The organism is Brachybacterium rhamnosum (assembly GCF_039526185.1).
Classification (GTDB): domain Bacteria; phylum Actinomycetota; class Actinomycetes; order Actinomycetales; family Dermabacteraceae; genus Brachybacterium; species Brachybacterium rhamnosum.
This window is the reverse complement of record NZ_BAAAIS010000002.1, coordinates 1286157-1309402: the sequence shown is the minus strand read 5'-3', so window position 1 is coordinate 1309402 and position 23246 is coordinate 1286157. Positions and strand designations below refer to the sequence as shown.

General features: G+C 74.9%; 15 protein-coding genes. 5 read left to right on the top strand and 10 right to left on the bottom strand.

Annotated elements, in window-relative coordinates:
• Positions 1–77 precede the first annotated feature (77 nt).
• A complete protein-coding gene (locus ABD080_RS07790) occupies positions 78–1535 on the top strand; it encodes a maltokinase N-terminal cap-like domain-containing protein (RefSeq protein WP_343904321.1) in 1458 nt (485 codons plus the stop codon).
• Here ABD080_RS07790 and ABD080_RS07785 read toward each other — a convergent pair.
• The 8 genes from ABD080_RS07785 to ABD080_RS07750 form a co-directional block, all read right to left on the bottom strand.
• Positions 1510–1998 carry a hypothetical protein gene (locus ABD080_RS07785; protein ID WP_137769871.1) on the bottom strand — a complete coding sequence of 163 codons (489 nt, stop codon included), beginning with the start codon at positions 1996–1998 and terminating at the stop codon, positions 1510–1512. The two genes, ABD080_RS07790 and ABD080_RS07785, sit on opposite strands and share 26 nt — an antisense overlap.
• Positions 1999–2158: 160 nt before the next feature.
• The gene (locus tag ABD080_RS07780) at positions 2159–5557 is read right to left on the bottom strand and encodes an ATP-binding protein (protein ID WP_343904320.1); all 3399 of its coding nucleotides are present in this window, start codon (positions 5555–5557) and stop codon (positions 2159–2161) included.
• Positions 5558–5743: 186 nt separating this feature from the next.
• A complete protein-coding gene (locus ABD080_RS07775) occupies positions 5744–6778 on the bottom strand; it encodes an alcohol dehydrogenase catalytic domain-containing protein (protein WP_343904319.1) in 1035 nt (344 codons plus the stop codon).
• Positions 6779–6821: 43 nt separating this feature from the next.
• Complete coding sequence (locus ABD080_RS07770; RefSeq protein ID WP_343904318.1) at positions 6822–8669, bottom strand: SIP domain-containing protein; 1848 nt, start codon at positions 8667–8669, stop codon at positions 6822–6824.
• Between the two features lie 4 nt (positions 8670–8673).
• On the bottom strand, positions 8674–9693 hold the full coding sequence (locus ABD080_RS07765) for a FecCD family ABC transporter permease (RefSeq protein ID WP_343904317.1): 1020 nt from the start codon (positions 9691–9693) through the stop codon (positions 8674–8676).
• Positions 9690–10688, bottom strand: coding sequence for a FecCD family ABC transporter permease (locus ABD080_RS07760; protein WP_137769866.1), 999 nt, complete (start codon positions 10686–10688; stop codon positions 9690–9692). Before ABD080_RS07760 ends, ABD080_RS07765 begins: the two co-directional genes overlap by 4 nt.
• Before the next feature lie 3 nt (positions 10689–10691).
• Positions 10692–11765 (bottom strand): ABC transporter substrate-binding protein, encoded by a 1074-nt coding sequence (locus ABD080_RS07755; RefSeq protein ID WP_343904316.1) that lies wholly within the window; start codon positions 11763–11765, stop codon positions 10692–10694.
• 203 nt (positions 11766–11968) lie between these two features.
• Positions 11969–12688, bottom strand: coding sequence for a DUF4194 domain-containing protein (locus ABD080_RS07750; protein ID WP_343904315.1), 720 nt, complete (start codon positions 12686–12688; stop codon positions 11969–11971).
• Between the two features lie 161 nt (positions 12689–12849).
• Here ABD080_RS07750 and ABD080_RS07745 point away from each other — a divergent pair, with 161 nt between their 5' ends.
• The gene (locus ABD080_RS07745; protein ID WP_343904314.1) at positions 12850–15567 is read left to right on the top strand and encodes a hypothetical protein; all 2718 of its coding nucleotides are present in this window, start codon (positions 12850–12852) and stop codon (positions 15565–15567) included.
• Between the two features lie 121 nt (positions 15568–15688).
• The gene (locus ABD080_RS07740) at positions 15689–16063 is read left to right on the top strand and encodes an MGMT family protein (protein ID WP_377827286.1); all 375 of its coding nucleotides are present in this window, start codon (positions 15689–15691) and stop codon (positions 16061–16063) included.
• A 15-nt stretch (positions 16064–16078) separates the two neighbouring features.
• Here the strand turns inward: ABD080_RS07740 and ABD080_RS07735 are convergent, their stop codons facing one another.
• A complete protein-coding gene (locus ABD080_RS07735; RefSeq protein ID WP_343904313.1) occupies positions 16079–16975 on the bottom strand; it encodes a helix-turn-helix transcriptional regulator in 897 nt (298 codons plus the stop codon).
• A gap of 101 nt (positions 16976–17076) precedes the next feature.
• On the opposite strand from ABD080_RS07735, the gene ABD080_RS07730 reads away from it, so the two are divergent.
• A complete protein-coding gene (locus ABD080_RS07730) occupies positions 17077–18564 on the top strand; it encodes an MFS transporter (RefSeq protein ID WP_343904312.1) in 1488 nt (495 codons plus the stop codon).
• Here ABD080_RS07730 and ABD080_RS07725 read toward each other — a convergent pair.
• Positions 18534–20063 (bottom strand): DUF3375 domain-containing protein, encoded by a 1530-nt coding sequence (locus ABD080_RS07725; protein ID WP_259362091.1) that lies wholly within the window; start codon positions 20061–20063, stop codon positions 18534–18536. The genes ABD080_RS07730 and ABD080_RS07725 overlap by 31 nt on opposite strands.
• 121 nt (positions 20064–20184) lie before the next feature.
• On the opposite strand from ABD080_RS07725, the gene ABD080_RS07720 reads away from it, so the two are divergent.
• Positions 20185–23169 carry a glycoside hydrolase family 2 TIM barrel-domain containing protein gene (locus ABD080_RS07720; RefSeq protein ID WP_343904311.1) on the top strand — a complete coding sequence of 995 codons (2985 nt, stop codon included), beginning with the start codon at positions 20185–20187 and terminating at the stop codon, positions 23167–23169.
• The last annotated feature ends 77 nt before the right edge of the window (positions 23170–23246 follow it).

Sequence of the window (23246 nt, the reverse complement as noted above, 5' to 3'; positions counted from 1 at the left end):
CCCGGATCTCGTGCGCGCACCGGCCGGTGTGCGGGGTTCGCACCCCGCGGGCCGGTCGCCGCCCTAGCATGGGCCGCATGGACGCCTCGGCCGCCGCCTCCGCCACCGATGCCGCTCGCGGACGCCTCGACCTCACCTCGCTGCCCGCCCCGGAGACGCTGCTCGATCGGCTCCGAGCCCCGCTCGGGGCCTGGCTGCCCACGCGGCGCTGGTTCGCGCACCGTCCCGCGGGCCCCGCTCCCCAGCCCCTCGACGTGGAGGTCGAGGCCTGGGCCGGGCTCCGCGTGCAGGCCGACGTCGCCGTGCTGTGGACCGTGCTCGCCGTGGACGACCATCGCGTGGGCCGGGCCCGCTACCAGGTGCCCCTCGCCCTGCTCGCCCCGGATGCCGAGGTGGCCGAGGACGCCCTCGTGACGAGGACCGACGAGGTCGCCGTCGCCGACGCGCTCGCGCTCCCGGCCGGCCGGGACGCCGTGCTCGCCCTGCTCGCCGAGGGCTCGGGCGCCCTGGGCCCCGGGCTGCGGCTGCTCGCGGACCCCGCGCCGATGGTGCGGTCGGCGCTGGCGGCACCGCCGACCGGGCCCGGCGCCTCCTCCCGGGTGCTCAGCGGCGAGCAGTCCAACACCTCCCTCATCCACGAGCAGCCCGGCCGCACCCCGGTGATCCTCAAGGTGTTCCGCCTCCTGGGCGACGGCGAGAACCCCGACGTGATCCTGCAGTCCGCGCTGACCTCCGCCGGCAGCCCGCACGTGCCGGCAGTGCTCGGCTCCGCACAGATCTCCTTCGGGGAGCGGCGCACCCATGCGCTCGTGGCGCAGGAGTTCCTGCCGGGCGTCGAGGACGCCTGGCGCACGATGCTGCGCGAGGCCGCCGCCGGCCGGCTCGACGAGGCCGCCCTCCGCGAGCTAGGCACGGTGCTCGCCCGCGTCCACGCGGACCTCGCCCTCGCGCTGGGCACCGTGCCGACGGGGGACACGGAGGCACGGCGGATGCTCGCGCAGATGCGCGGCCGCCTCACCGACGTCGCCTCCTCCGTGCCGACCGTCGCCGCGCACGTCGAGGCGCTCGGGACCCTGCTGCACCGCGCGGCGGAGGTCCCCTGGCCCGCGATGCAGCGGATCCACGGCGACCTGCACCTCGGGCAGGTGCTCGCCGCGCCCGGGCACGGCTGGGTGCTGCTGGACTTCGAGGGCGAGCCGCTGCGCCCGCTCGCCGAGCGCCTCCGGGAGGACTGCCCGCTGCGGGACGTCGCCGGGATGCTCCGCAGCCTCGACTACGCCGCCGCGGTCACGGCCCGCGAGCACGGCACCGACGCCTCCGGCTGGGCGCACGCGGCGCGGGAGGCCTTCCTCGACGGCTACCTCACCGGCGCCGGCATCCCCCCGCAGGACCCGGCGACCCGCGTGCTGCTCGCCGCCTTCGAGGCGGACAAGGCCGTCTACGAGGCGCTCTACGAGTCCCGGAACCGACCGGACTGGATCGACATCCCGCTCGCGGCCCTGACCAGGATCAGCGGGACGGTGCGCGAGGGCTGAGCACCGCCGCCGGGCTCGTCGGCGCCGCCTCCTCGGGGGAGGGCAGGAAGGGCGCGCTGATGACGCGCAGCGCGGCCCGCACGCCGAGCACGAGCTCGAGCCGGTCCCCGTCCTCGAGCTCCCACACGACGTGGCGGATCCCGTGGCGGGTGCGGGACGCGCCCGGGGCGGAGCGGCGCCGACGGGCGACGACGTCCACCGCGCGGACGAGCGCGTCGGCCGCCGCCGGGGACGGATCCGGGGCGCGGCGGGCGGCGAGCAGCGCGCTCACGTGCACGAGGGTCGGGGCTCCCTCGGCGCTCTCCCCCGAGGGACGGTCCCGCTCGGGGCGGGCGTCCTCGAAGCCCTGGAGCGACGGCTGCTCGGCGAGCAGCGCGCGGCCCGCCGCCGTGAGCAGCTCCCGCACCCGGTCGTGCACCGCGGCCTGCGCAGGGGTCCCGACGGTGCTCGGCGCGGTCGTCATGCGGCGACTCCGTTCGTGATCCGTTCCTGGCCGGCGCCGGGAGGCGCTGCGCCGCGTCCCCCTCCCGGCGCGGCGCCGGGCAGGGGGAAGCGGTCAGGGTATCGACGGCGGCCGGGGCGGGCCATGGGGAGTTCTCCCCATGGCGCCCGAGCGCCCGGCCTCACCCGGGGACCGGCACGAACTCGACGGGCGCCACCTGCGAGTAGCGGTCCTGCCGGATCGAGACCACGCCGACGCCGCCGATGAACGGCGCGAGGGCCTGCGGGTTCTTGCCCGGGTTCGCGAGCAGCACCTGGAAGCCGAAGTGGCGGAAGGACTCCATCGCCGCGGTGATGAACTTGCCGGCGCCCTTCGAGAAGGCCTCGTCGATGATGATCGGGGCGTAGCGCGGGACCTCCTGGCCGGTGCCGGCCAGCTGGTAGCGCAGCGCCGCGGCGAGGCAGAAGGTCGTCAGGCGCTCGTTCTGGCCGCCGGAGAGCGGACCGCCGGACTCGTGCGCGTGCACCACGGTCCCCTCGGCGTCGACCTCCTCGGCGTGGAAGTGGACGTGGCGGCGCACGTCGAGGATCGCACGGGAGACCTGGTCGTCCCGCGTGCGGGCGGCGCCGATGAGGTCCATGAGGTGGCGCAGCGAGAGGAAGCGCTCCTCGGCGAGGTCACGGTCGCGGCTCATGTCGTTGAGCGTGGAGCCCGTGACCGCGTCCTCGAGCGCCGCGCGGAACTCGTCGAGCGCGGCGAGGTGCACGGGCCGCATCGACAGCTGCAGGAAGCGACCGGAGTGGAACTCCACCTGCGAGAGCAGGGCGTTGATGCGCTGCAGCCGCTTGCGGATCTCCGCGGGCTCGCGCGCGATCGCGGTCGCGAGCGCCTGCACGTCCCCGAGCGTGTTCCCGGTGAAGAACTCGAAGAAGCGGTCCTCGACCTCGGGCAGCTTCTCCTCCTCGATCCGCTGCAGGATCGCGAGGAAGTCGTCGACCCCCTCGAGGGTCGCGACCGTGTCCCCGGCCTGCGCGGGCCAGCGCCGCACGAACTCGCGCATAGCGGTGCGCATGTCCTCCTCCGCGCGCGAGGTGCGCCGGGTGAGGTCCATGAGCTCCGCGTCGAGCGTCGCGGAGGCGTCCTTGGTGACCTGGTCGATCGTGGACAGGACGATCGTCGGCGCGATCGCGGCGAAGCGCTCGGAGAGCTCCTCCTCGACCTCGGGGGCGAGGGTCGCTCCCTCGAGGCGCTCGCGGGCCTCGGCGAGGCGCTCCGCGGCGCGCTCGGCCTGCTCGCCGAGGCGGCCGGCGGTGCGGACCACCTCGAGCAGCTCCTCGTCGCTCTCGGCGATGCTCGCCTCGACCTCGTCGATCTGGCGCGCCAGCTCGGTGAGCGCCGCGGAGCCGTCCTCCGCCGCGCGGACCATGTCCCGCAGGTTCGCCACGCGCCGGGCCACGGAGGCGGCGTCGATGTCGTCCCAGGAGACGGTGCTGATCGCCTGCAGGGCGTAGAGCCGCTCGCGGCGGCGCCCGGCCTCCGTCTCGACGTCCTTCCGGCGTGCCTGCGCCTCGAACAGGGCCTGCTCGGCGCGCGTGCGCTCCGCCTCGAAGACCGAGCGCTTGGCACGGTTGTCGAAGCCGAGCACCCACTGCGAGCGGTCGTTGATCTGGCGGTCCGCGCTCTTCTCGTGGCGGGAGGCGGAGTGCTTGATCTGGCCCGAGCGCAGCACCGCGCGGCCCAGCCGGGTGAACTCCTCGAGGTCCTCCGCGCAGGTGTAGTCCATGCGGGAGGCGATCTCCCCGCTCAGCCAGGCGTGGAACTCGCCGTCCTTGACGTCGAGCTTCGCGGCGAGGGAGCGCTCGTCGATCCCGCGGGAGGGCCGACGGAGGTCGGTGTTGATGCGGTTGTAGGAGATGCGACGACGCAGCTTCGTGCGGTCGATGACGGCCGCGACCTGCCGGTAGACGCGGTCCGGCACGAGGATCGAGCGGGCGAGGCCGCGCAGCGCCTGCTCAGCGGCGGCCGTCCACTCCTCCTCCCCGGCCTTGACCTGCAGCAGCTCCGCCGCGAAGGGCAGCTCGGTGGGGGCGACCCCGACCTCCTGCGCGATCGCGTCGCGCAGGGCCACGTCCTCGGAGTGCAGGTTCGAGGCGCGGGAGCTCAGCGAGGCGAGCTCCTCCCGGGTGCGCTGGAGCTGGGTGCCGAGCTCGCGCACCGCCGCCTCCGCCTCCCAGCGCGCGGCGTCGGCCCCGCGCTCCTCCTCCTCGAGGGAGGCGCGCAGCGCCTGCACCTCCCGCTGGAGGGCGAGGAAGGTGTCCTCACCGGCCGGGGAGCGCAGCTCGACGGTCGCGAGCTGGGCGGAGAACTCGGTGGCCCGCTCGCGGCGCCGCTCCCGCTCGACCTCGAGGCCGGCGATCTGCTGCTTCCAGTCGTCGATCTCGCCGCCGCCGGCCCGCTTGCGCTGCTCCTTGAGCTGGGACAGGTCCCCGCGCGCCTCGGCGACGTCCTGGGTGAGCCGGCGCTGCTGCGCGGTGAGGCGGTCGCGGTCCAGCTGGAGCCGCTCCTCCTCGCCGGAGAGCAGGCGCACGAGGTGCTGGGCGGCGAACACGTCGATGTCCGCCCGACGGTCCACGAGCTCCCCGCCGCGGCGGCGCATCTCGGTCCACGAGGTGTGGTTCTCCCGCAGGCCGCGCAGCAGGTCCCGCTGCTCGCGGGCGGTCACGAGGGCCTCGTGGACCTCGGAGAGGTTGTGGAAGTTGGCGAGCGCCTGGTCCGCGAGGTCGAAGGTGCGGGGCTCGTCGAGCATGTAGTCGCGCAGCAGCGCGTTGACGTCGCCGAGCTCCTTCGCGGACTGGATCTTGTGCAGCAGGCCGAGCGCCTTCTCGTCGGGGATCCCGAGGAGCTGGCAGAAGGCGGCGCGGTACTCACGGAACTGTCGGTAGGTCTCGGTGCCGGGGAACGCCGCGGCGAGCGCCTTGCCCTCGATCTGGGTGGAGACGAAGGGGCGCAGGTCCGCGACGTCGAGCGGCTGCCGCGCGATGACGTAGAGGCTCTTGACGTCGCTGTCCGCGCTGTGACCGGCGTGGAGCAGCAGCAGGCGGGAGAGCTGCACGGTCCCGCCGCGGCCGTCGGAGAAGCGCAGGGTGACCACGGACAGGGTGCTGCGGTCGCGCAGCACCTCCTGGCTGAACTCACCGGTGGCCTGGTCGTAGTGCATCGCCCAGGCGCCGCGCACGTAGCTCGCGACGGTGCGGCGGTACTTCGAGCGCGCCGGGCCGGCATCGGAGGCGGCGGCGTTGAACTGCAGCGTGCGCGGGGGCGTGAGCAGGGCGCTGATCGCGTCCAGGAGCGTGGACTTGCCCGTACCCGGCCCGCCGGTGAGGAAGAAGCCCTTGGGCGAGATCGCGAGGTCGTGGGTGCCGTGGAAGGTGCCCCAGTTCGAGACCTGCAGGTGCGTCAGTCGCCACTGGCCCGGGTGCGGGTGCTGGGGATCGGTGGGGCCCTCGTCCGGGGCGCTCGCACCCTCGGGCACGCCCGGGAGGTCGAGCCCGTCCTGGGCGGTGTCGGTCGCGGAAGTCACCCTGGAAGGGTACCGGTCCGGATCAGGCCCCGGGCAGGCCGAGGGACCGCGCGGTCCTCGCCGGCTCGCTCTGCTCCCGCGCCCGCGGCGTCGACCGCGCGCTGCTGCCCGCTCGCGAGGAGCTCGGCGAGACCCGCACCCCGTTCGAGGAGAGCCTGCGCGCGGCGCTGGAACGCCGCCCGCCGGTCACGGCCGGATGATCGTCACCCCGGGCCGCGTGCGCTCACCGAGCTCGAGCAGCGCCTCCCCCGCCTGCTCGAGATCGAGGGTGCGCGTGACGAGGTCCTGCGGGCGCAGCGCCCCGGAGACCACGAGCTCGAGCAGGCCCGGGTAGTCGGCGGCGGCCATGCCGTGGCTGCCGAGCACCGTCAGCTCCTGCCCGATCACCCGCGGCATCGCGAGCCGCGGCGGCGCCGCGTACAGGCCGATCTGCACGTGCCGGCCGAGCGGGGCGAGGGCGAACAGGGCCGCGTCGGTGGTCTGCTCCCGGCCCAGGGCCTCGACGGTCACGGTGGGACGCTTCCCCGCGGCCTCGACGATCGCCGCCGCGGCCTGCGCGGCGTCGAGGCCCGAGGTGTCCACGAGCACCTCGGCGCCGTGGTCGCGGGCGAGCGCGAGCGCTCCCGGGTCGACGTCCACCGCGATCGGTCGCGCCCCGAGCGCGGCTGCGATCATCACCGCGGAGAGCCCCACGCCGCCGCAGCCGATCACCGCGACGCCCTCTCCCGCGCGCAGGCCGGCGCGGGCGGTGAGTCCCCGGTAGGCCGTCGCGAAGCGGCAGCCGAGGGTGACGACGGCCTCCGCGGGCAGGTCCTCGGGGACGGGCACGAGGTTGTGGTCCGCGGCGCGGATGACGACCTGCTCCGCCCAGGAGCCGTCGTGCGTGAAGCCGGGCTGGGTCTGGTCGGGGCACACCTGGGAGGCGCCCTCGCGGCACCAGCGGCAGCGGCCGCAGCCCTCGACGAAGGGCGTCGTGACGCGGTCGCCGACCTGCACCCGCCGGACGCCCTCGCCGAGCGCCGCGACCCGGCCCACGAGCTCGTGGCCGGGCACGTGCGGGAGCGTGACGTCTCCGTCATGCCCCGTGAAGGCGTGGTGGTCGGAGCGGCACAGGCCCGTCGCCTCCACGTCGAGCACCACCGCCCCGGCGGGGGCGGCGGGCGCGGGGACCTCGCGGACGGCGGGGAGCACCCCGAACTGCTCGATGACGACGGCTCTCATGGGACCAGTCTCGCGCGTCCCCGTGCCGCCGCGACCGACGGGTTCAGCCCTCGGCGCGGCCCTGGCGCCAGTAGCCCATGAAGGAGACCTGCTTGCGGTCCACGCCGATCTCCTTGACGAGGTGGCGGCGCAGGGTCGTGATGACCTTCGCCTCCCCCGCGAGCCAGGCGTAGAACGGTCCCTGGCCCTCGGTGGTCTCCCAGAGGATCGCCTCGTCGACGTCGACCTCCTCGAACTCCCCCGTGGTCGAGGGCACGCCCACGGTGCAGTCCCGGCAGAGCTCGGGCCGCTCCTCGATGAGGGCCCGCACGGCCGGGTCCAGCACGGTGCCGTGCGGGGCGTCGCCGCGGGCGAGCCACGTGATCTCGACGCCGGATCGGGTGGGCACGCGCTGCTCGTCGGCCGCGTCGGGCACCTCGATGAGGGCGTGACCGGTGAACGACTCCGGGAGCGACTCGATGACCGCGCAGATCGCCGGCAGCGCCGTCTCGTCCCCCGCGAGCAGGAGGCGGCGCGCCGTGCCGGGGCGGAACTCGATGCCGCCGTAGTCGGGGCCCACCAGGTGGGTGTTCGGGCCCAGCAGCGTGATCTCGTCGCCCACCTGGGCGGACGCGGCCCAGCGGGCGGCGACGCCGGTCCCCTCGACGACGGGCTCCTCGAGGTGAAGGACCATGTCGATGTCGAGCTCCGGGTCGGGGCCCACGTTCCCGGGGTGGCCCGCGCCGCGCAGCGCCCGCACCGAGTAGGTGCGCATCCAGCCGCGCTCGGCGGGGTCCACCTGCAGCCAGTCGCGGTACCAGCCGTCGAAGGCGGAGGGATCGGAGACCGCCGTCGGCCGCAGCGCCGCGAAGTGGTCCGTGGTGCTCCCGGGCGCCGGGACGATGAGCTTCACGCGCACGTCCAGCAGCGGCCCGCCCACGCCGAGGTGGCGCAGGTCGGGGCTCGTGAAGGTGAGGCGCACGAGGTTCGCGCCGACCATCCGCCGGGCGGCGACGGTGAGCGAGAAGGCGAGCTGGGGGCTGGCCTCGAGGGCGGGGACCCGCACGGCGGCGTCGGATCGGGCGGGGCTCTCGGTCGCGGTCATGCTGTCCTCCTGGGAGTCGGGGGGCGTCTCTCGGGTCAGCGGCAGCACCATCGGGGTGCCCGTGACGGGGTCGGGTGAGATGAGGGCGTTGAGGGCGAAGACCTCGCGGACGGTCTCCGCCGTGATGACCTCGGCGGGGCTGCCCTGGGAGTGGATGGCGCCCTGGCGCACGGCCACGAGGTGGTCGGCGTAGCGGGCGGCGAGCTGGAGGTCGTGGAGCACGATGCCGACGGTCGTGCCGCGGCGGTGGTTGAGCTCGCGGACCACGTCGAGCACCTCGAGCTGGTGGGTGACGTCGAGGTAGGTGGTGGGCTCGTCGAGCAGCAGCACGTCGGTGCGCTGGGCGAGGGCCATGGCGATCCAGGCCCGCTGGCGCTGCCCGCCGGAGAGCTCGTCGAGCAGGCGGTCGGAGAGCTCCTCGGTGCGGGTGAGGGTGAGCGCCTCGGCGACGGCCTGCTCGTCCTCGTCGGTCCACTGGGGAAACAGCCCCTGGTGGGGGTAGCGGCCGCGCGTGACGAGCTCGCGCACGGTCACGCCGTCAGGGGCGATCGGCGACTGCGGCAGCAGGCCCAGGCGGCGGGCGAGGTCCTTGCCGCGCAGGGCGTGGACGTCCTGCCCGTCGAGCAGCACCTGTCCCTTCTGCGGTGGGAGCAGCCGGGAGAGCCCGCGCAGCAGCGTGGACTTCCCCGAGCCGTTCGCGCCGACGATCATCGTCACCCTCCCCTCGGGCAGGGCGAGGTCGAGGTCCTCGACGACGACGCGGCGGTCGTAGGCGAGTCGCAGGTGGGAGGCGGTCAGCTGGGCCATGGGATCACCTTCCGCGGCCGGTGGTCGAGGAGCGCATGAGCATCCACAGCAGGAACGGCGCCCCGAGCGCTCCGGTGATGACGCCGGCCGGCATCTCGACGCGGCCGAAGAGGTTCTGGCCCGCGACGTCGGCCGCGAGCACGAGCACCGCGCCGAGCAGCGCGGCGAGGACGAAGCTGGGACGCCCGGCGAGGAGCCGCGCGATGGGCCCGGCGAGGAAGGCGACGAAGGCCAGCGGGCCGGCGACCGCGACGGTGAAGGAGCTCAGCAGCACGCCCACGAGCACGAGCGCGATGCGTGTGGCGGGGACGGGCAGGCCCAGGCTCGCGGCGGTGTCGTCGCCCAGCTGGAGGATCCGCAGGCGGCCCACGAGCGCCGCGAGCACGGGGACCAGGACGACGAGCGCTCCGGCGAGCACCGCGACCCGCGGCCAGGTGGCCCCGGAGAGCGAGCCGACCAGCCAGTGCATGGTGTCGCCCGCCTTCTTCGTCTCCATGCGGCTGAGCAGGTACTGCACGAGCGCGAGGAGGGCGGCGGCCACGCCGATGCCGACGAGCACGAAGCGGTCGTCGACCGCTCCCGCTCCCCCGGCGCCGTGCCCGCCGCGGCGGTGCGCCTGCGCGATCCAGAGGACGAGGAGCGCGGTGAGGAGCCCGCCGAGCAGGGTCCACCAGAACAGGGCGAGGCCCTGGGCGTCGACGAGCGCCATCCCGGCGACCGCCGCGGCGGAGGAGCCGAGGGTCACGCCGATGACGTCGGGGCTCGCGAGGGGGTTGCGCAGCATCGTCTGGAAGACGGTGCCGGAGAGCCCGAGGGCGGCGCCGCCGAGGACCCCGACGACGGCGGCGGGCAGGCGGTCGTCCATGACGATGAAGGAGACCCCGGGGATCTGCTCGCCGAGCACGGCGCGCACGGCGAGGTCCGCGTAGACCATCGGCGTGCCGACGAGGACGCGCACGACGACGAGGCCCGCGACGACCAGCGCGAGGGCGAGAGGGACGCGGAGGCGGCGGCGGGCGCTCACAGGGCCACCCGCTTCCGGGTGCGCAGCAGGACGAGGAAGACGGGCACGCCCAGCAGCGCGGTCATGACGCCCACCTGCACCTCCGCGGGCGGAGCGACGACGCGGCCGGCGACGTCGGCCAGGAGCAGCACCGCGGGCCCCACGATCAGCGAGATCGGCAGCAGGCGGCGGTGGTCGGAGCCGGCGAGGAGGCGCACGGCGTGCGGGACGACGAGGCCCAGGAAGCCGACGGGGCCCGCGAGGGACACGGCGGAGCCGACGAGCAGGACGATCCCGATGCCGAGGACGGTCCGCACCCGGCCCACGTGGACGCCGAGCCCGGTCGCGGCGTCGTCCCCGAGGGCGAGGGCGTTGAGGGCGCGCGCGGATCCGAGCACCACGAGCACGCCGGCGACGAGGAACGGTGCCACCCGGGCGAGGTCGCCGAGGTCGCGGGCTCCGAGGGTGCCCACCTGCCAGGCGCGCATCCGGTCCAGGGCGCCCTGGTCGAGGATGACGAGGCCGTTCACGACGGAGCCGAGCCCCGCGGTGACGGCGGCCCCGGCGATCGCGAGGGTGACGGGGGTGGCGCCGGAGCGGGAGGCGGAGGCGATCGCGTAGACGATCACCGCGGCGACCGCGGCGCCGAGGAAGCCGGCGACCATGAACTGGGTGACGGAGCCGAGGCCCAGCAGGTACACCCCGAGGGCGACCGCGGCGGCGGCGCCGCTGTTCAGCCCCAGGATGCCGGGATCGGCGAGCGGGTTGCGGGTCATGCCCTGGAGGCCCGCGCCGGCGAGGGCGAGGGCGATGCCGACGGCGAGGCCCGCGAGGGTCCGCTGCAGCCGGCTGTGCACCACCGCGTGGTCCGCGAGCGTCGGGTCGTAGGCCACGAGGGCCTGCCACGCCGTGCCCGGGGGGACCGTCCGCGCCCCCACCATGAGGGAGAGCGCGCAGGCGATCGCCAGGGCGAGGACGCTCCCGGCGATCACGAGCACGGTGGTGCGGGAGGGCACGTCTCAGGCCTGCGCCGTCTTCGCGGCCTCGACGACGGAGGGGACGACGTTCTCGATCGCCCACGGGAGGCTCAGCACGCTCGCCGCGGAGATCGAGAGGGTCTGGTGGTCGTCCGTGGTGAGCACCATGGCGCCGCTCGCGACGGCCGGGATCTGCTGGAACAGGGAATCCTTCTGGAAGGTCTCGACGGTGTCCCCGGCGGAGGCCCAGGTGTAGATGACGTCGGAGACGAGCTCGTCGCCGCGCTCGGCGGACCACTCGAAGTAGAAGGTGCTCGCGTCCTTCGTGTTCTCCGTGACGACGTCGGCCTGGGTCATGCCGAGCGCGGTGAAGAAGCGGGGGCGGGTGTCGTCGCCCGAGTAGATGCTGATCGTGTGGTCCGTCAGCGAGAGGCTCGAGGCGATGAAGGTGGACTCGCCGACCTCGGGGTTGTCGGTCCCGACCTTCGCGAGATCGACGGTGACCTGCTCGCCGAGCTCCTTCGCCCGGTCGCTGCGGCCGGTGGCGGTGCCGACGGCGGTGAGCACGTCGCTCCAGGAGGCGGTGTATCCGGCGGCGAGCGGGCCGATGGTCGGCGCGATCTTGCTCAGCGTGTCGTACTCCTCCTGCGTGAGGCCGGAGTAGGCGGCGACGATGAGGTCCGGGGTGAGCGCGGCGATCTCGTCGGTGTTGACGCCGTCGGCCTCGGAGTAGGTGGCGGGGGCCTTGTCGCTGCCCCAGGCGGCGCCGAGCTCCTCGAGCTTCGCGTCGATCCAGTCGGTGGACTTGTTGTCGTTGGCGCCCCACTCGACGATCGGCATGCCGACGGGGACGATGTCGAGGGCGAGGAGGGTGTCGCCGTTGACCCAGGAGACGGTCGCGATGCGGGTGGGCTCCGCGGCGATCTCGGTGGTGCCGTAGATGTGCTCGACGGTTGCGGGGAAGCTGCCGGTCGCGGCCGAGCCGCCGTCGGAGGGGGAGCTGCCGCCGTCGGCGGAGGTGGTCGTCGAGCCGCCGCTGCAGGCGGCGAGCGCGGTCAGCGCGGGCACGGCGAGGGCGGTGAGCACGACGGAGCGGCGCGGGAGCGAGCGCGACATGGACGGTCCTTCTCTCGGCACCCTCGGGAAGAGGATGAGGTGAGGCTGACCTTATTACGCAACGCCCGATGCGCTCAATTGGAGTTCGTTCAGGAAACCCGTGCTCAGCACCCGTTCCGGGCATCGGTGCCCGTCACAGCGTCGGGCCCCACGCGGAATGCGGCCCGGATCACGTCCGCGAGATCTGCGACGGCCCCCGGCGATCAGGGCGCCGCGGGGGTCTCCTGGGCGGAGGCGTCCTCGTCGCCGTCCCCGTCCTCCTCCGCGCCATCGGCGTCGGCCGGGTCGTCGAGCCCGCCGACGCCCGCCTGCCGGTAGAGGTCGATGAACTCGCGCGCCACGTCCGGTCCGATCATGAGCCGCAGCACCGGGGAGACCTCGTAGTCCGTGCCCTGCTCGTCGAGCAGGCCGGCGCGCTGGACCTTCGCGATCGAGGCGCGCACCTCCTTGGCGAAGCCGGCCTCGTCCGTCGAGGTGGTGCGGCGGTAGGCGGCGAGGGCCTGCTGGATCTCCGCCTCGGAGACGACGGTGCGCTGGCCGCGCGAGGACTGGGTGAGCAGCATCTGCCGCAGCACGAGCAGCAGCACGGAGTCCAGGCGGTTCAGGCCCGTCAGCCGCCGCAGCAGCTTGGGGGCGTCGGGGTCGTCCTCGCTCTGCCGGACGAAGGCGACCTGCGCATCGTCGTCCACGACGAGCTCGAGGAAGAGGTCGGCGAGCCGCCGCTCGATCGCGGCGCGGTCCCGCAGCAGCTGCCCGTAGCGGTTCGGGTCGCGGCGGCCGTCGAGGAAGGGCCCCTGCATCAGGTGCACGAGCACCCGGCGGGACTCGTCCACGAGGGCGCCGCCGGGGGCGGTGGGGGCGTCGACGGCCTGGTCGAGGTCATCCTGCTCGCCGGGCTCGGGGCGGTATCCGGTGCTCGTCACAGCGCCCTACCCTACCGGCGGACATTGGGGTGCACGCCGGGCGGATGAGAAGCCGATTGTGTCGAAAGCGTGACCCGGGCCACGTGATCTGGTGGAATCAGGGGGCATCCCGCAGGAATCCCCGTCCCGGCCGGGCCGGGGACCGACGGCAAGGAGCAGCCATGTCAGACGTCTCTGTCCCCCTGATCATCGTGATCGCCGTGGTGGTGATCCTCCTGATCATCCTCCTCATCGTCCTGGGTGCGCGCAGCGCCCGGAAGCGCCGCGAGGCGCAGGAGGCCGCGGACCGCCAGCGGGCCGCGGAGATGCGCGAGAAGGCACGCGCCGACGAGGCCGCCGTGAAGGAGCGCGACCTCAAGGCCCGCGAGACCGAGCTCGATGCGGACCGCTCCCGCCTGGAGGCGGAGCGCAAGGCCAAGGAGGCCGAGCAGGAGCAGATCAACGCCGAGCGCCGACGCGCCGAGGCGGAGAAGCAGCGCACCGCGGTCGAGCAGGACCGCTCGGCGGTGCAGGAGCAGCTCGCCGAGGCTGATCGCCTGGACCCCGATGTCGAGGATCACGAGAAGGCGTCCGGCCGCACCGAGCGTGACGGCTCGGGTGCCGGGACCGCGGCGGCCGCCGGGGCGGGCGCCGGTGGCGCGACCGCGGTCGCCGCCTCGCAGGGCCGGGACCACCGCGCGGAGCCCGCTCCCACGGGCTCCGAGGCCGGCGTGACCGGAGCCGACGGCCGCGACACGCGTGCGGAGGACCGCACGGTCGGGACCCGGCACGAGACCACGGCGGACGCCGCCGTCGACCGCTCCGTCGACGACCGCACCGCCGCCGACGCGTCCCGCACGACCGAGCAGACCCACGGGGACCAGGACGAGCACCGCCGCAGCAGCGGCGCCGGGACCGCCGCCGCGGTGGGCCTCGGTGCCGGTGCGGTGGGCGGCGTCGCCGCCGGGACCGCCGCCTCGCGACATGAGGAGCACCGCGGTCGCCATGCCCAGGAGCCCGTCGCCGAGGGCACGACGCAGGACCGGGCCGTCAGCGGGCAGGACCGTCCGGCCGACGGCGGTGTCCAGAGCACCCAGGGCACCCAGGGCACCCAGAGCACCCAGGGCACCCAGGGCACCCAGAGCACCGAGGGCGCCCAGAGCGCCGAGCAGCACCCTGCCTCGTCCGATCGCGACGGCCTCCGTCGCGACGAGGGCGCGGGCCTCGGCACGGACCGCCGGGACGACACCGCTCGTCGGGACGACTCCGACGTCCGCGATGGCTCCGAGCTCCGCGACGACTCCGGTCGTGTCGGCTCGGATCGTAACGGGGCGGGACGATCAGGGACCGCCGCCGCAGCAGGCGCCGCCGGTGGTGCTGCCGGGGGCTACGACCCCGGCTCCGCCGCGGACAACCCCGACGTGATCCGCGACCCGCAGGGGGACCTCGGGAACCGCGAGGACGGCCACCGCGCGGAGGGCGACCGTTCGCTCGAGGGTGACCGACGTGCCGACGAGGACCACCGTGTCGACAGCCACCGCAGCGCCGAGCAGGATCGCACCCTCGGCGACCGTCCGGAGGCTCAGGACGACCGCCGCGCTGCGCCGGTCGGTGACGGCGCTGGTCGTGACGACGCCGCTCGTGACGACGCCGTTCGTGACGAGACGGACCGTGACCGTGCGGGCCGTGACGAGTCGGAGCGCGACGGGAGCGGCCGCGGCGCGACCGCCGCCGCCGTGGGCGCCGGTGCCGCCGGTGGCGTCGCCGCCGGTGCCGCCGCCTCTCACCGCGCCGACCGGGATCACCGCGAGGACGGTGACCACCGTGAGGACCGTGATGCCGACGGCACGCGCCAAGGCCTCGAGGATCGTCGCGATCCTCAGGACCGCTCCGGGCGTGAGCAGGACGGGCTCGTGCAGGAGGGTCGTGCGCTGGACGGCCAGGAGCGCTCCGACGGCGACCGCGACGAGACCCGGTACGGCTCCGCCGCGGACAACCCCGACGTGATCCGCGATCCGCAGGGCGACCTGGGCGGCGCCACCGCCTCCGGCGAGATCGGGGACCGCCGGGACGGACAGGAGCGCTCCACCGAGTACGGCGAGGCCCGCCCGGTGGAGTCCGGGACGACCACGACCGGCGCCGGTGCCGGTGTGGCAGCCGGTGCCGTCGGCGGGGCCGGCCTCGCCGGCGCCTCCGGCGAGTCCACCCGTGAGGGCCAGGGCGCCGAGGTCCGCGGGTCCGAGCCGGACTCGTCCGCCTCGTACGGTGCCGGGCAGGGCTCGTACGAGCAGAGCTCCTACGGCCGGAGCACCACCGTGCAGGGCGGCGCCGAGCAGCGCTGGGCGGAGGTGCGCGAGGACGGCGACGGGAACGACGGCGGGTCCGCCGGCTCCACCCCGGTCTTCGAGACCGTGCAGGAGGACTACGCGGCCGACGACCGCACGGCGTCCGCCAACAAGGCCCGGTGGGATGCGTCGACCGGTGCCGAGCGGACCTCCGCCACGGACGGCTCCTCCGAGTCGCTGCCGCAGTACGACGGCGTGAGCCGTGAGTACAGCGAGCAGGCCCCGCAGTACGGCCAGGGCACCCAGGACGGCCAGACCGCCCAGGCAGGCCAGACGTACGGCGAGGGCCAGCAGTACGGAGAGGGTCAGCGGTACGGCGAGCAGGCCCCGCTTTACGGCGACCAGCAGGCCGGCCAGGGCCCTCACCAGCCCCGCGTCTCCCCCTACGGCGAGGGCCAGTTCGGCGCCGAGCCGGCGGAGTTCCTCCGGGAGGACGAGGACTACCTGGGTCAGGGGCAGGGTCGGGCCGACGACCGATCGCCCGAGTTCCGCGCTCCGGAGGAGGGCACCGACGGCGTGATCCCTCCTGAGGAGGGCGACCAGCCCCGGCGCTGATCCCACACCGCTGAGCCCGCACCGCGGGACCCGGCGGACCACGAGCGGCATCCGCCCTGCCCCGGCAGGACGGGTGCCGCTCGTCCGTGTCCGGTCCTCCCCCGCGTGCCAGACTTCCCCCATGCGCAGCGACCGTCGGCCGACCACCCCGCGCACCCGCATGGACGACCTCACCGTCGAGCGGGTGCTGCGTGTGGTCGAGGCGATCCCGCCGGGCCGCGTCGTCGCCTACGGCGAGGTCGGGGCGATCGTCGGCGTGGGCCCGCGCCTCGTGGGCCGCATCATGGGCACCTGGGGATCGTCGGTCGCGTGGTGGCGGGTGACGAACGCGAGCGGCGACCATCCCCTGCTCGCCCGGGCGCGTCCGCACTGGGAGGCCGAGGGCATCGAGATCAAGCCCAACGGGCTCGGCTGCCGGATGAGCCGCTTCGGCGCGGACCTCGCGCAGCTCCGTGCCGACGCCGCACCGGCGCTCGCCGAGCTCGAGGAGGACTGACTCCCCGGCCGCTGCTCAGCCGACGAGGGAGGCGCCGTCGACCGCCGCGAGCGGGGCCGTCCAGGCCGGATCCTCCGCGACCGCCGCCGCGAGGCGCACCAGACGCTCGCGGGTGAGGTCGTCCGCCGGGACCATGACCACGATCCGGGAGCCGCGGTCGGGGTCGAGCCACAGGCTCTGGAAGTGCACGGTGAGCAGCCCCGCCCGCGGCGAGCGGTAGCGGCGCAGCCGGGAGCGGTCGTCGGCGACGTCCCCGCGCTCCCAGAGCCGTGCGAAGTCCTCCGACGTGCCCTGCAGGCGCGTGACCAGCTCGCCGACCCGGCCGCGGCCGCGGTGCTCGGCATGCCGACCGCGCAGGCGGGCCACGATGTCCGGGAGCACCTCGTCCTCGTCCGGGAGGGCGCCGCGCCAGTCGGGGTCCGTGAACAGCAGCCAGGCGCAGTTGCGGTCCTCGACGGGGAGCGCGTCGAGATCGCCGAAGAGGTGGCGGTAGGTGCGGTTCGCGGCGATGAGGTCGTAGGCGTCGGTCTGCACCGCCGCGGGGAAGGGCAGTAGCTGCTCGAGCAGCGCCGTGTGCTCGGGGCGGACCTCCATGAGCGGCGTCCGCTTCGCGGGGGCCCGGCCGGAGAGCACCGCGAGGTGGCGTCGCTCCGCGTCCGTCATCCGCAGCACCCGGGCGACCGCGTCGAGCACCTGGTCCGAGACGCCGGTCGCGCGCCCCTGCTCGAGCCACGTGTACCAGGTGGTGCCGATCCCGGCGAGCTGGGCGACCTCCTCACGGCGCAGGCCGGGGGTGCGCCGGCGGCCGGAGCCGGGGAGCCCCGCCTGCTGCGGCGTCACCTTCTCGCGGCGGGCGCGCAGGAACGCACCGAGCTCCTTGCGGCGGGTGGCGGAGACTTCTGCATCGGACACCGGACCAGTCTGGACCCCACGGGCCCCGCTATCCAGGTGGTGCTGGTACCCGTATGAGCGCACTCCTGGTCCCAGGACCCGCGCGGGCGGAGGGTCGGGGCATGTCGTCCTCCCTCCGCGCTCCCGCGCCCACCCCACCGGCCCTCGCGGCGCACGCCCCGCCCACCGGCCCCGCCGCTGACCCCGACCCCGCCGCGGGCGCCCTCACGCACGGCGGTCTGGCCGTGCTGCTGCTCGCGTACGCGCCGGTCAACATCGTCTTCGGCTCCGCGAACGTGCTCGCGGACCCTATCGGGCGGGACCTCGGCGCGGACGCCTCCGGCCAGCAGCTCGTGCTCGCCGCCTACACCACCGCCTTCGCCGCGAGCCTCGTGATCGCGGGCCGGCTCGGGGACCGCTGGGGCCGCCGTCGGCTGCTGCTCGTGGGGTCCCTGTCGATGGTGCTCGTGAGCGTCCTCACGGCCTTCGCCCCCACGCTGCACACCGCGGTCGTCCTGCGGGTGCTGCTGGGCATCGCCGCGGGCCTGCTCACCCCGCAGGTGCTCTCCACGATCCGCGCCGCGGCCCCCGAGCCGCTGCGCACCACGGGCCTCATGCTCTTCGCGGCCGTCGCCGGGGTGAGCACCGTCGTCGGACAGCTCATGGCCGGTCTCGTCGCGAGCGCCCTGCCCGAGCACCTCGGCTGGCGGGCCGTGCAGCTGCTCATCGGCCTCATCGCCCTGATCGGCGCGGCCGGGCTCCCCCGCGTGCCCCGCACCCGCTCCTCGGCCCCGCTCGCCCTCGACGCGGGCGGCGCCGCGCTGCTCGGGTCGACACTGCTGCTGCTCGTCATCCCGCTCACCCTGGGCCGCTCCGCCGGGTGGCCGCTGTGGACCCTGCTCTCCCTCGCTGCCGGCGTCCTCGCCCTCGCCCTCTTCTGGATCCTCCAGCGGCGCTCCGAGCGGGCCGGCCGGCTCGGCGTGGTCCCGCCCTCGGCCCTCGCCCTGCCGGTCGTGCACCGCGGGCTGCTCATGGCCCTGCTGTTCTTCGTCACCTACGGGGCCTTCCTCTACGAGGTGACCTCCTTCGCCCAGCTGCGGACGGACGGCGGGACCCTCGGCCCGGCCCTGCTCGTGCTCGGCTTCGGCATCGCCTTCGTGACCGCCTCCGCGCTGCTGCCGCGGCTCCTGCCCGGGGCGGGGCCGCGCGCCATGACGCGGGCGGCCGTGGCGCAGGCCCTCGCACTCCTCGCCCTCGCGGCGCTCGTGCTCACCGGCCACTCCTCGCCGATGGCCCTGCAGTGGGGCCTCGTGCCGCTGGGCGCCGCGCAGGCCCTCATGTTCGGCCCGCTGCTGAGCACGGTACTCTCGCAGGCGCCGCAGAGGGCCGCCGGGATCGCGAGCGGCCTCTTCACGACCGCGCAGCAGCTCGGCCTGACCCTGGGAGTCGCGGTGCTCGGCGGGCTGTTCCGGGGCCTCGCCGGGGCCGACGGCGGCGCGGCGGACCACGCCCTGGTCATCGTGCTGGCCGTGCACGCCCTGTGCGCGCTCGTCTTCGCCGCGCTCGCGCGCTCGCTGCGTCAGTCGACGGGGACGTCCTCGAGGAAGTAGTACGCGGGGACCTTCGCCGCGTAGTCCTTCCCGTCCAGCTCCCGCCAGGTGACGATCTCCGTGGAGCCCTCGCGCTGCTGGGCGTGCTGGGTCGCGAGGAACATGAGGCCGATGACGCTCGCGAGGCCCTGCTCGGCGGGGCGCGCCCGGAGCACGTCCCCGATCGAGGCCTGGCCTCCCTGCGCGCCCGAGCCACGCACGGCGTTGACGTGCCCGGTGAGGCCCACGATGTCGATGTCGTTCGTGCGCACGAGGTCCTGGAGCACCTCGACGCTCAGCGCGGTCGCGTCGTGCACCTCGGCCTCCGCGGGGGCGCCCGGGTCCGTGGGGTCCTTCAGACGCTGCTGGGACACGGAGGAGAGCAGGACGCGGGAGAGGTCCAGCTCGAGCGGGAACGGGGTGCGCGTGGGGACCTCGTCCTTCTGCGCGAGGGCGAGCCCCTGCGCCTCCTGGAGCACCTCGAGCAGCACGCGGTGCTGGCGGAAGTCCTGGGAGCGCACGAACCGGGCGAGGGAGCGGTAGAGCTCGGTCTTGACGTCGAGCACCTCCTGCGCCGGCTCGTAGAGGTCGCTGAACACGTTCGCGAGCCGCTCGCGCTCGGTGCGGTCGAGGTCCCGGGCGAAGTCGCGCTCGAGGAGGCGGTCCACGAGCTCCTGCGCCTCGCGCGTCTGCACGGGGTCGTTGAGCATGCGGAAGAAGGCCGTGAACGTGCGGCCCACGGTGGACTGGCCGAGGAGGTCGTCGCCCGCGAGCAGCTGCTCGAGGATCTCGCCGCGCGCGGTCTCCGGGGAGAGGATCTGCTCGCGCAGGTGGAGGTCGACGGCGCGGAGGTCCTCGCGGTACTGGAGGAAGTCGCCGGAGAGCTCGCCGGCGATCTGGAGGATGTCGCGCAGGCGGTCCGCGGAGGCCTCGGAGCTGGGCAGCAGCAGCTCCCCCTCGGCGAGGTCGCGGATCTCCTGCTCGATCCGCTCGCGGCGGCGCTGCAGATCCGCGAGGCGCACGTCGCGGTCCGTCTCCGTCTCCTGGGCGAGGCGGTCGAACTGCTGGATGACGAGGGTCAGGCGGGACTGGGTGGTCGTGGGCCGGTGGTCCTCGAGGGAGGCGATGAACTGGATCGCGTCGATCGTGGCGGGGCTCGGCTCGAAGGTCGTCTCGCTGTGCTGCTGGTCGTCGCGGCGCGTGAGGTAGCCCTCGCGCACCCAGGTGTCGACGTAGTCCCCGGCGGTGCGGCCGGTGACGGCGCCGTCCTCGGGAGCGGGCTCCTCGTCGCGCAGCAGGCCGACGTGCGCGCCCACGCGGGCGACGAGCTCGGAGCGGGGCAGGCGGCGGTCGCCGGGGGGGAAGGTCGCCTGCAGGATCGAGAGCACCGCAGGGGCCTTGGTCGCGGCGAGCAGGCGCCACGTGCTCGCCCGGCGGAGCTGCTCGTAGGCGTCCTTGCGGGCCGCGACGGCGTCATGGCGGCGGTCGGTCCACCGGTCGTCGGGCGCAGGCGAGGTCACGAGGAGCGAGTCTAACGGCGCGGGCGGTCAGCGTCGCCCGACGGGGCGGCGCGAGGGTCTACGCTGTCCCTCGGGAACGTTCACGAATCCTGTCCCACCGCACTCGACGAGGAGCCGCACGATGACCACCCCCACTCCGCAGACCGCCCCGTGGTGGGAGGAGCTCCCCGCCGGCCGGAACCGCCTGCGCGGCCGCGCCCACCTGCACACCGACGCCCCCGAGCTGAGCCTCGACGGCACCTGGGACTTCCGCTACGGCACCCGGGCCGACGGCTCCGACCTCGGCGAGCCCGCCCCGATCACCGTCCCCGGCCTGTGGCAGCTGCAGGGCTACGGCGCCCCGCAGTACACGAACGTCGTCTACCCGATCCCCGTGGACGTCCCCCACGTCCCGGACGAGAACCCCACCGGGCACTACTCCCGCCAGGTCGCCGTTCCCGCCGACTGGGCCGATGCCCTCGCCGCGGGCGGCCGCGTGCTGCTGCGGTTCCAGGGCGTCGACTCCGCCGCACGCGTGCTGATCGGCGGCACCGAGGTGGGCGTGACCTCCGGCAGCCGCCTCACCCAGGAGTTCGACGTCACCGACGTCCTCGCCGGTGCCGGCGAGGACGGCGCCGCGGAGCACCGGCTCGACGTGCAGGTCGTCCAGTGGTCCGTGAACACCTACGTCGAGGACCAGGACATGTGGTGGATGTCCGGGATCTTCCGCAGCGTGGACCTGCTGCTGCGCCCCGCGGGCGGCATCCACGACCTCGTCACCCACGCCGACTACGACCCCGCGACCGGCGAGGGCACCCTCACGGCGCTCGCGACCGACGCCGACGGCGCGCCCGTGCCCGCGACCGTGCGGATCCCCGGCCTCGACCTCGAGGTCCCGGCGGACGGCACCCCCGTTCCCGTCGGCCCCGTGGACCCCTGGAGCGCGGAGGTCCCCTCCCTGTACGAGGCGACCGTCACCGCCGACTCCGGCGCGGAGACCGTGCGCCTGAAGCTCGGCTTCCGCCGCGTCGTCGTGGACGGCGACGTGCTGCGCGTCAACGGCGAGCGCGTCGTCTTCCGCGGTGTGAACCGCCACGAGGTCGACCAGCACGTGGGCCGCACCCAGCACCCGGGGAACCAGGACCTCGACGTGGCGCTCATGAAGCGGCACAACCTCAACGCCGTGCGCACCTCCCACTACCCGCCCCACCAGCGCTTCCTCGAGGTGTGCGACGAGCAGGGCCTGTACGTGATCTGCGAGGGCGACTTCGAGGCCCACGGCTTCCACGCCGACTCCACCTGGGGCGAGGACCCCACCGGCGCGGCCCGTCGACCCGCGGACGACCCCCGCTTCCTCGAGACCCTCGTCGAGCGCAGCGACCGCTTCGTGCGCCGCGACCGCAACCACGCCTCGATCGTCCTGTGGTCCATCGGCAACGAGGCCGCGACCGGCTCCGTCACCACCGCGATGATCCAGGCGGTGCGGGACGCCGACGCGACCCGCCCCGTGCTCTACGAGCAGGACTACCGCACCGACGACGCGGACCTCTTCTCCCTCATGTACCCCTCGGTGCAGGAGAGCCGCGAGATCGGCGAGAAGTCCCTCAGCCCGGAGTTCCGCGAGCGCCTCGTGGGCATGCTGCGCGCCCTGGGGCTCGACGCGTCCGACGACGGCTTCGACGACGCCCCCGCCCTCACCAAGCCCTTCCTGTGGATCGAGTTCGCGCACGCGATGGGCAACGGCGCCGGCTCCCTCAAGGAGTACATGGCGCTGACCGACGAGTTCGACTCGCTGCAGGGCGGCTTCATCTGGGAGTGGATCGACCACGGCCTCGTCACGACCGACGCCGCCGGGAACCGTATCTGGGGCTACGGCGGCGACTTCGGCGAGCGCCTGCACGACGGCAACTTCGTGGCCGACGGCCTCGTGCTGCCGGACCGCACGCCCTCCCCCGCGCTGCTCGACGCGAAGCACCACTACTCCCCCGTGAAGCTCGAGGTGGGCGCCGGCACGGCGACGCTCACCAACCGCCATGCCTTCCGCGACCTCTCCCACCTGCGGGCCGAGGTCTCCGTGGACGGCCAGCTGAAGTGGCAGGAGCTCGAGCTGCCCGCGCTCGCCCCCGGCGAGAGCGGCACGCTCGCGCTCCCCGCCGCGGAGGCCGGCGTCACCGTGGTGCGCCTGCTGACCCGCGAGGCCGAGGGTCCGGTCCCCGCCGACCACCTCATCGTCGCGGCGGACCACGTGGACGACGCGGCCCGCGCGGCCGCGGTGCCCGCCCTCGGCGCGGCCGCCGCGCCGGTCCGGGCGGAGGACGGCTCCTGGACGCTCGGCCCGGCCCGCTTCGACGACCTCGGCCGCCTGGTCGCCCTGGGCGGCCTCGAGGTCGAGCACAGCGATGTCGACCTCTACCGCGCCCCCGTCGACAACGAGCGCGCCCGCACGCACTACCCGCTCGAGGCGCGCTGGAAGCGGATCGGTCTGGACGTGCCCCGCCGCCGCCTCGTCTCGCTCACGGCGGAGGGCGACGCGCTCGTGGTCCGCACCCGCCTGGGTCTGGACGGCAGCTCGCTCGGCGCGGACGTCACGACCACCTGGCGCGGCGACGCCTCCGCCGTCGAGGCGGCCGTGACCGTCACCCCGGCCGCGCACTGGCCCGCGGGCCTCCCGCTGCCGCGCGTGGGTTGGACCCTCGCCCTGCCGGGCGGCCTCGACGAGGTCGCCTACGACGGCGCCGGCCCGCACGAGTCCTACCCGGACACCGGCGGCGGCGCGACCGTGGGGCTGTGGACCTCGACCCTCGAGGACCTGCAGGTGCGGTACGTGTTCCCGCAGGAGAACGGCAATCGGGCCCGCGTCGTCGCCGCGGACCTGCGCGGCGAGGCCGGCTCCCTCGCGCTGCATGCGCCGGAGGGCCTGGGCCTCGCCGTGCGGCCCTGGTCCACCGCGGAGCTCGACCGCAAGGACCACGACGGCGCGCTCGAGGCCGACGGCCGCACCTGGGTGACGCTCTCCGCGGCGCTGCAGGGCGTGGGCTCCGCGGCCTGCGGCCCCGCGCCGCTCCCGGAGTACGTGCTGGACGCCTCCGAGCGAAGCTTCGGCTTCCGCCTCACACCGGGAGCCTGACCCGAGCAGGCATGCGCCCCGTCCACAGGGGTGCAGCGCCCCCGTGACCGGCCGATAGGCTGGACGCGGGGGCGCGC

Excerpts from the sequence above, each read along its gene's own strand:
- ABD080_RS07790 (WP_343904321.1), top strand. The coding sequence starts at position 78 with ATGGACGCCTCGGCCGCCGCCTCCGCCACCGATGCCGCTCGCGGACGC.
- ABD080_RS07785 (WP_137769871.1), bottom strand. The coding sequence starts at position 1,998 with ATGACGACCGCGCCGAGCACCGTCGGGACCCCTGCGCAGGCCGCGGTG.
- ABD080_RS07775 (WP_343904319.1), bottom strand. The coding sequence starts at position 6,778 with ATGAGAGCCGTCGTCATCGAGCAGTTCGGGGTGCTCCCCGCCGTCCGC.
- ABD080_RS07770 (WP_343904318.1), bottom strand. The coding sequence starts at position 8,669 with ATGGCCCAGCTGACCGCCTCCCACCTGCGACTCGCCTACGACCGCCGC.
- ABD080_RS07755 (WP_343904316.1), bottom strand. The coding sequence starts at position 11,765 with ATGTCGCGCTCGCTCCCGCGCCGCTCCGTCGTGCTCACCGCCCTCGCC.
- ABD080_RS07745 (WP_343904314.1), top strand. The coding sequence starts at position 12,850 with ATGTCAGACGTCTCTGTCCCCCTGATCATCGTGATCGCCGTGGTGGTG.
- ABD080_RS07740 (WP_377827286.1), top strand. The coding sequence starts at position 15,689 with ATGCGCAGCGACCGTCGGCCGACCACCCCGCGCACCCGCATGGACGAC.
- ABD080_RS07730 (WP_343904312.1), top strand. The coding sequence starts at position 17,077 with ATGTCGTCCTCCCTCCGCGCTCCCGCGCCCACCCCACCGGCCCTCGCG.
- ABD080_RS07720 (WP_343904311.1), top strand. The coding sequence starts at position 20,185 with ATGACCACCCCCACTCCGCAGACCGCCCCGTGGTGGGAGGAGCTCCCC.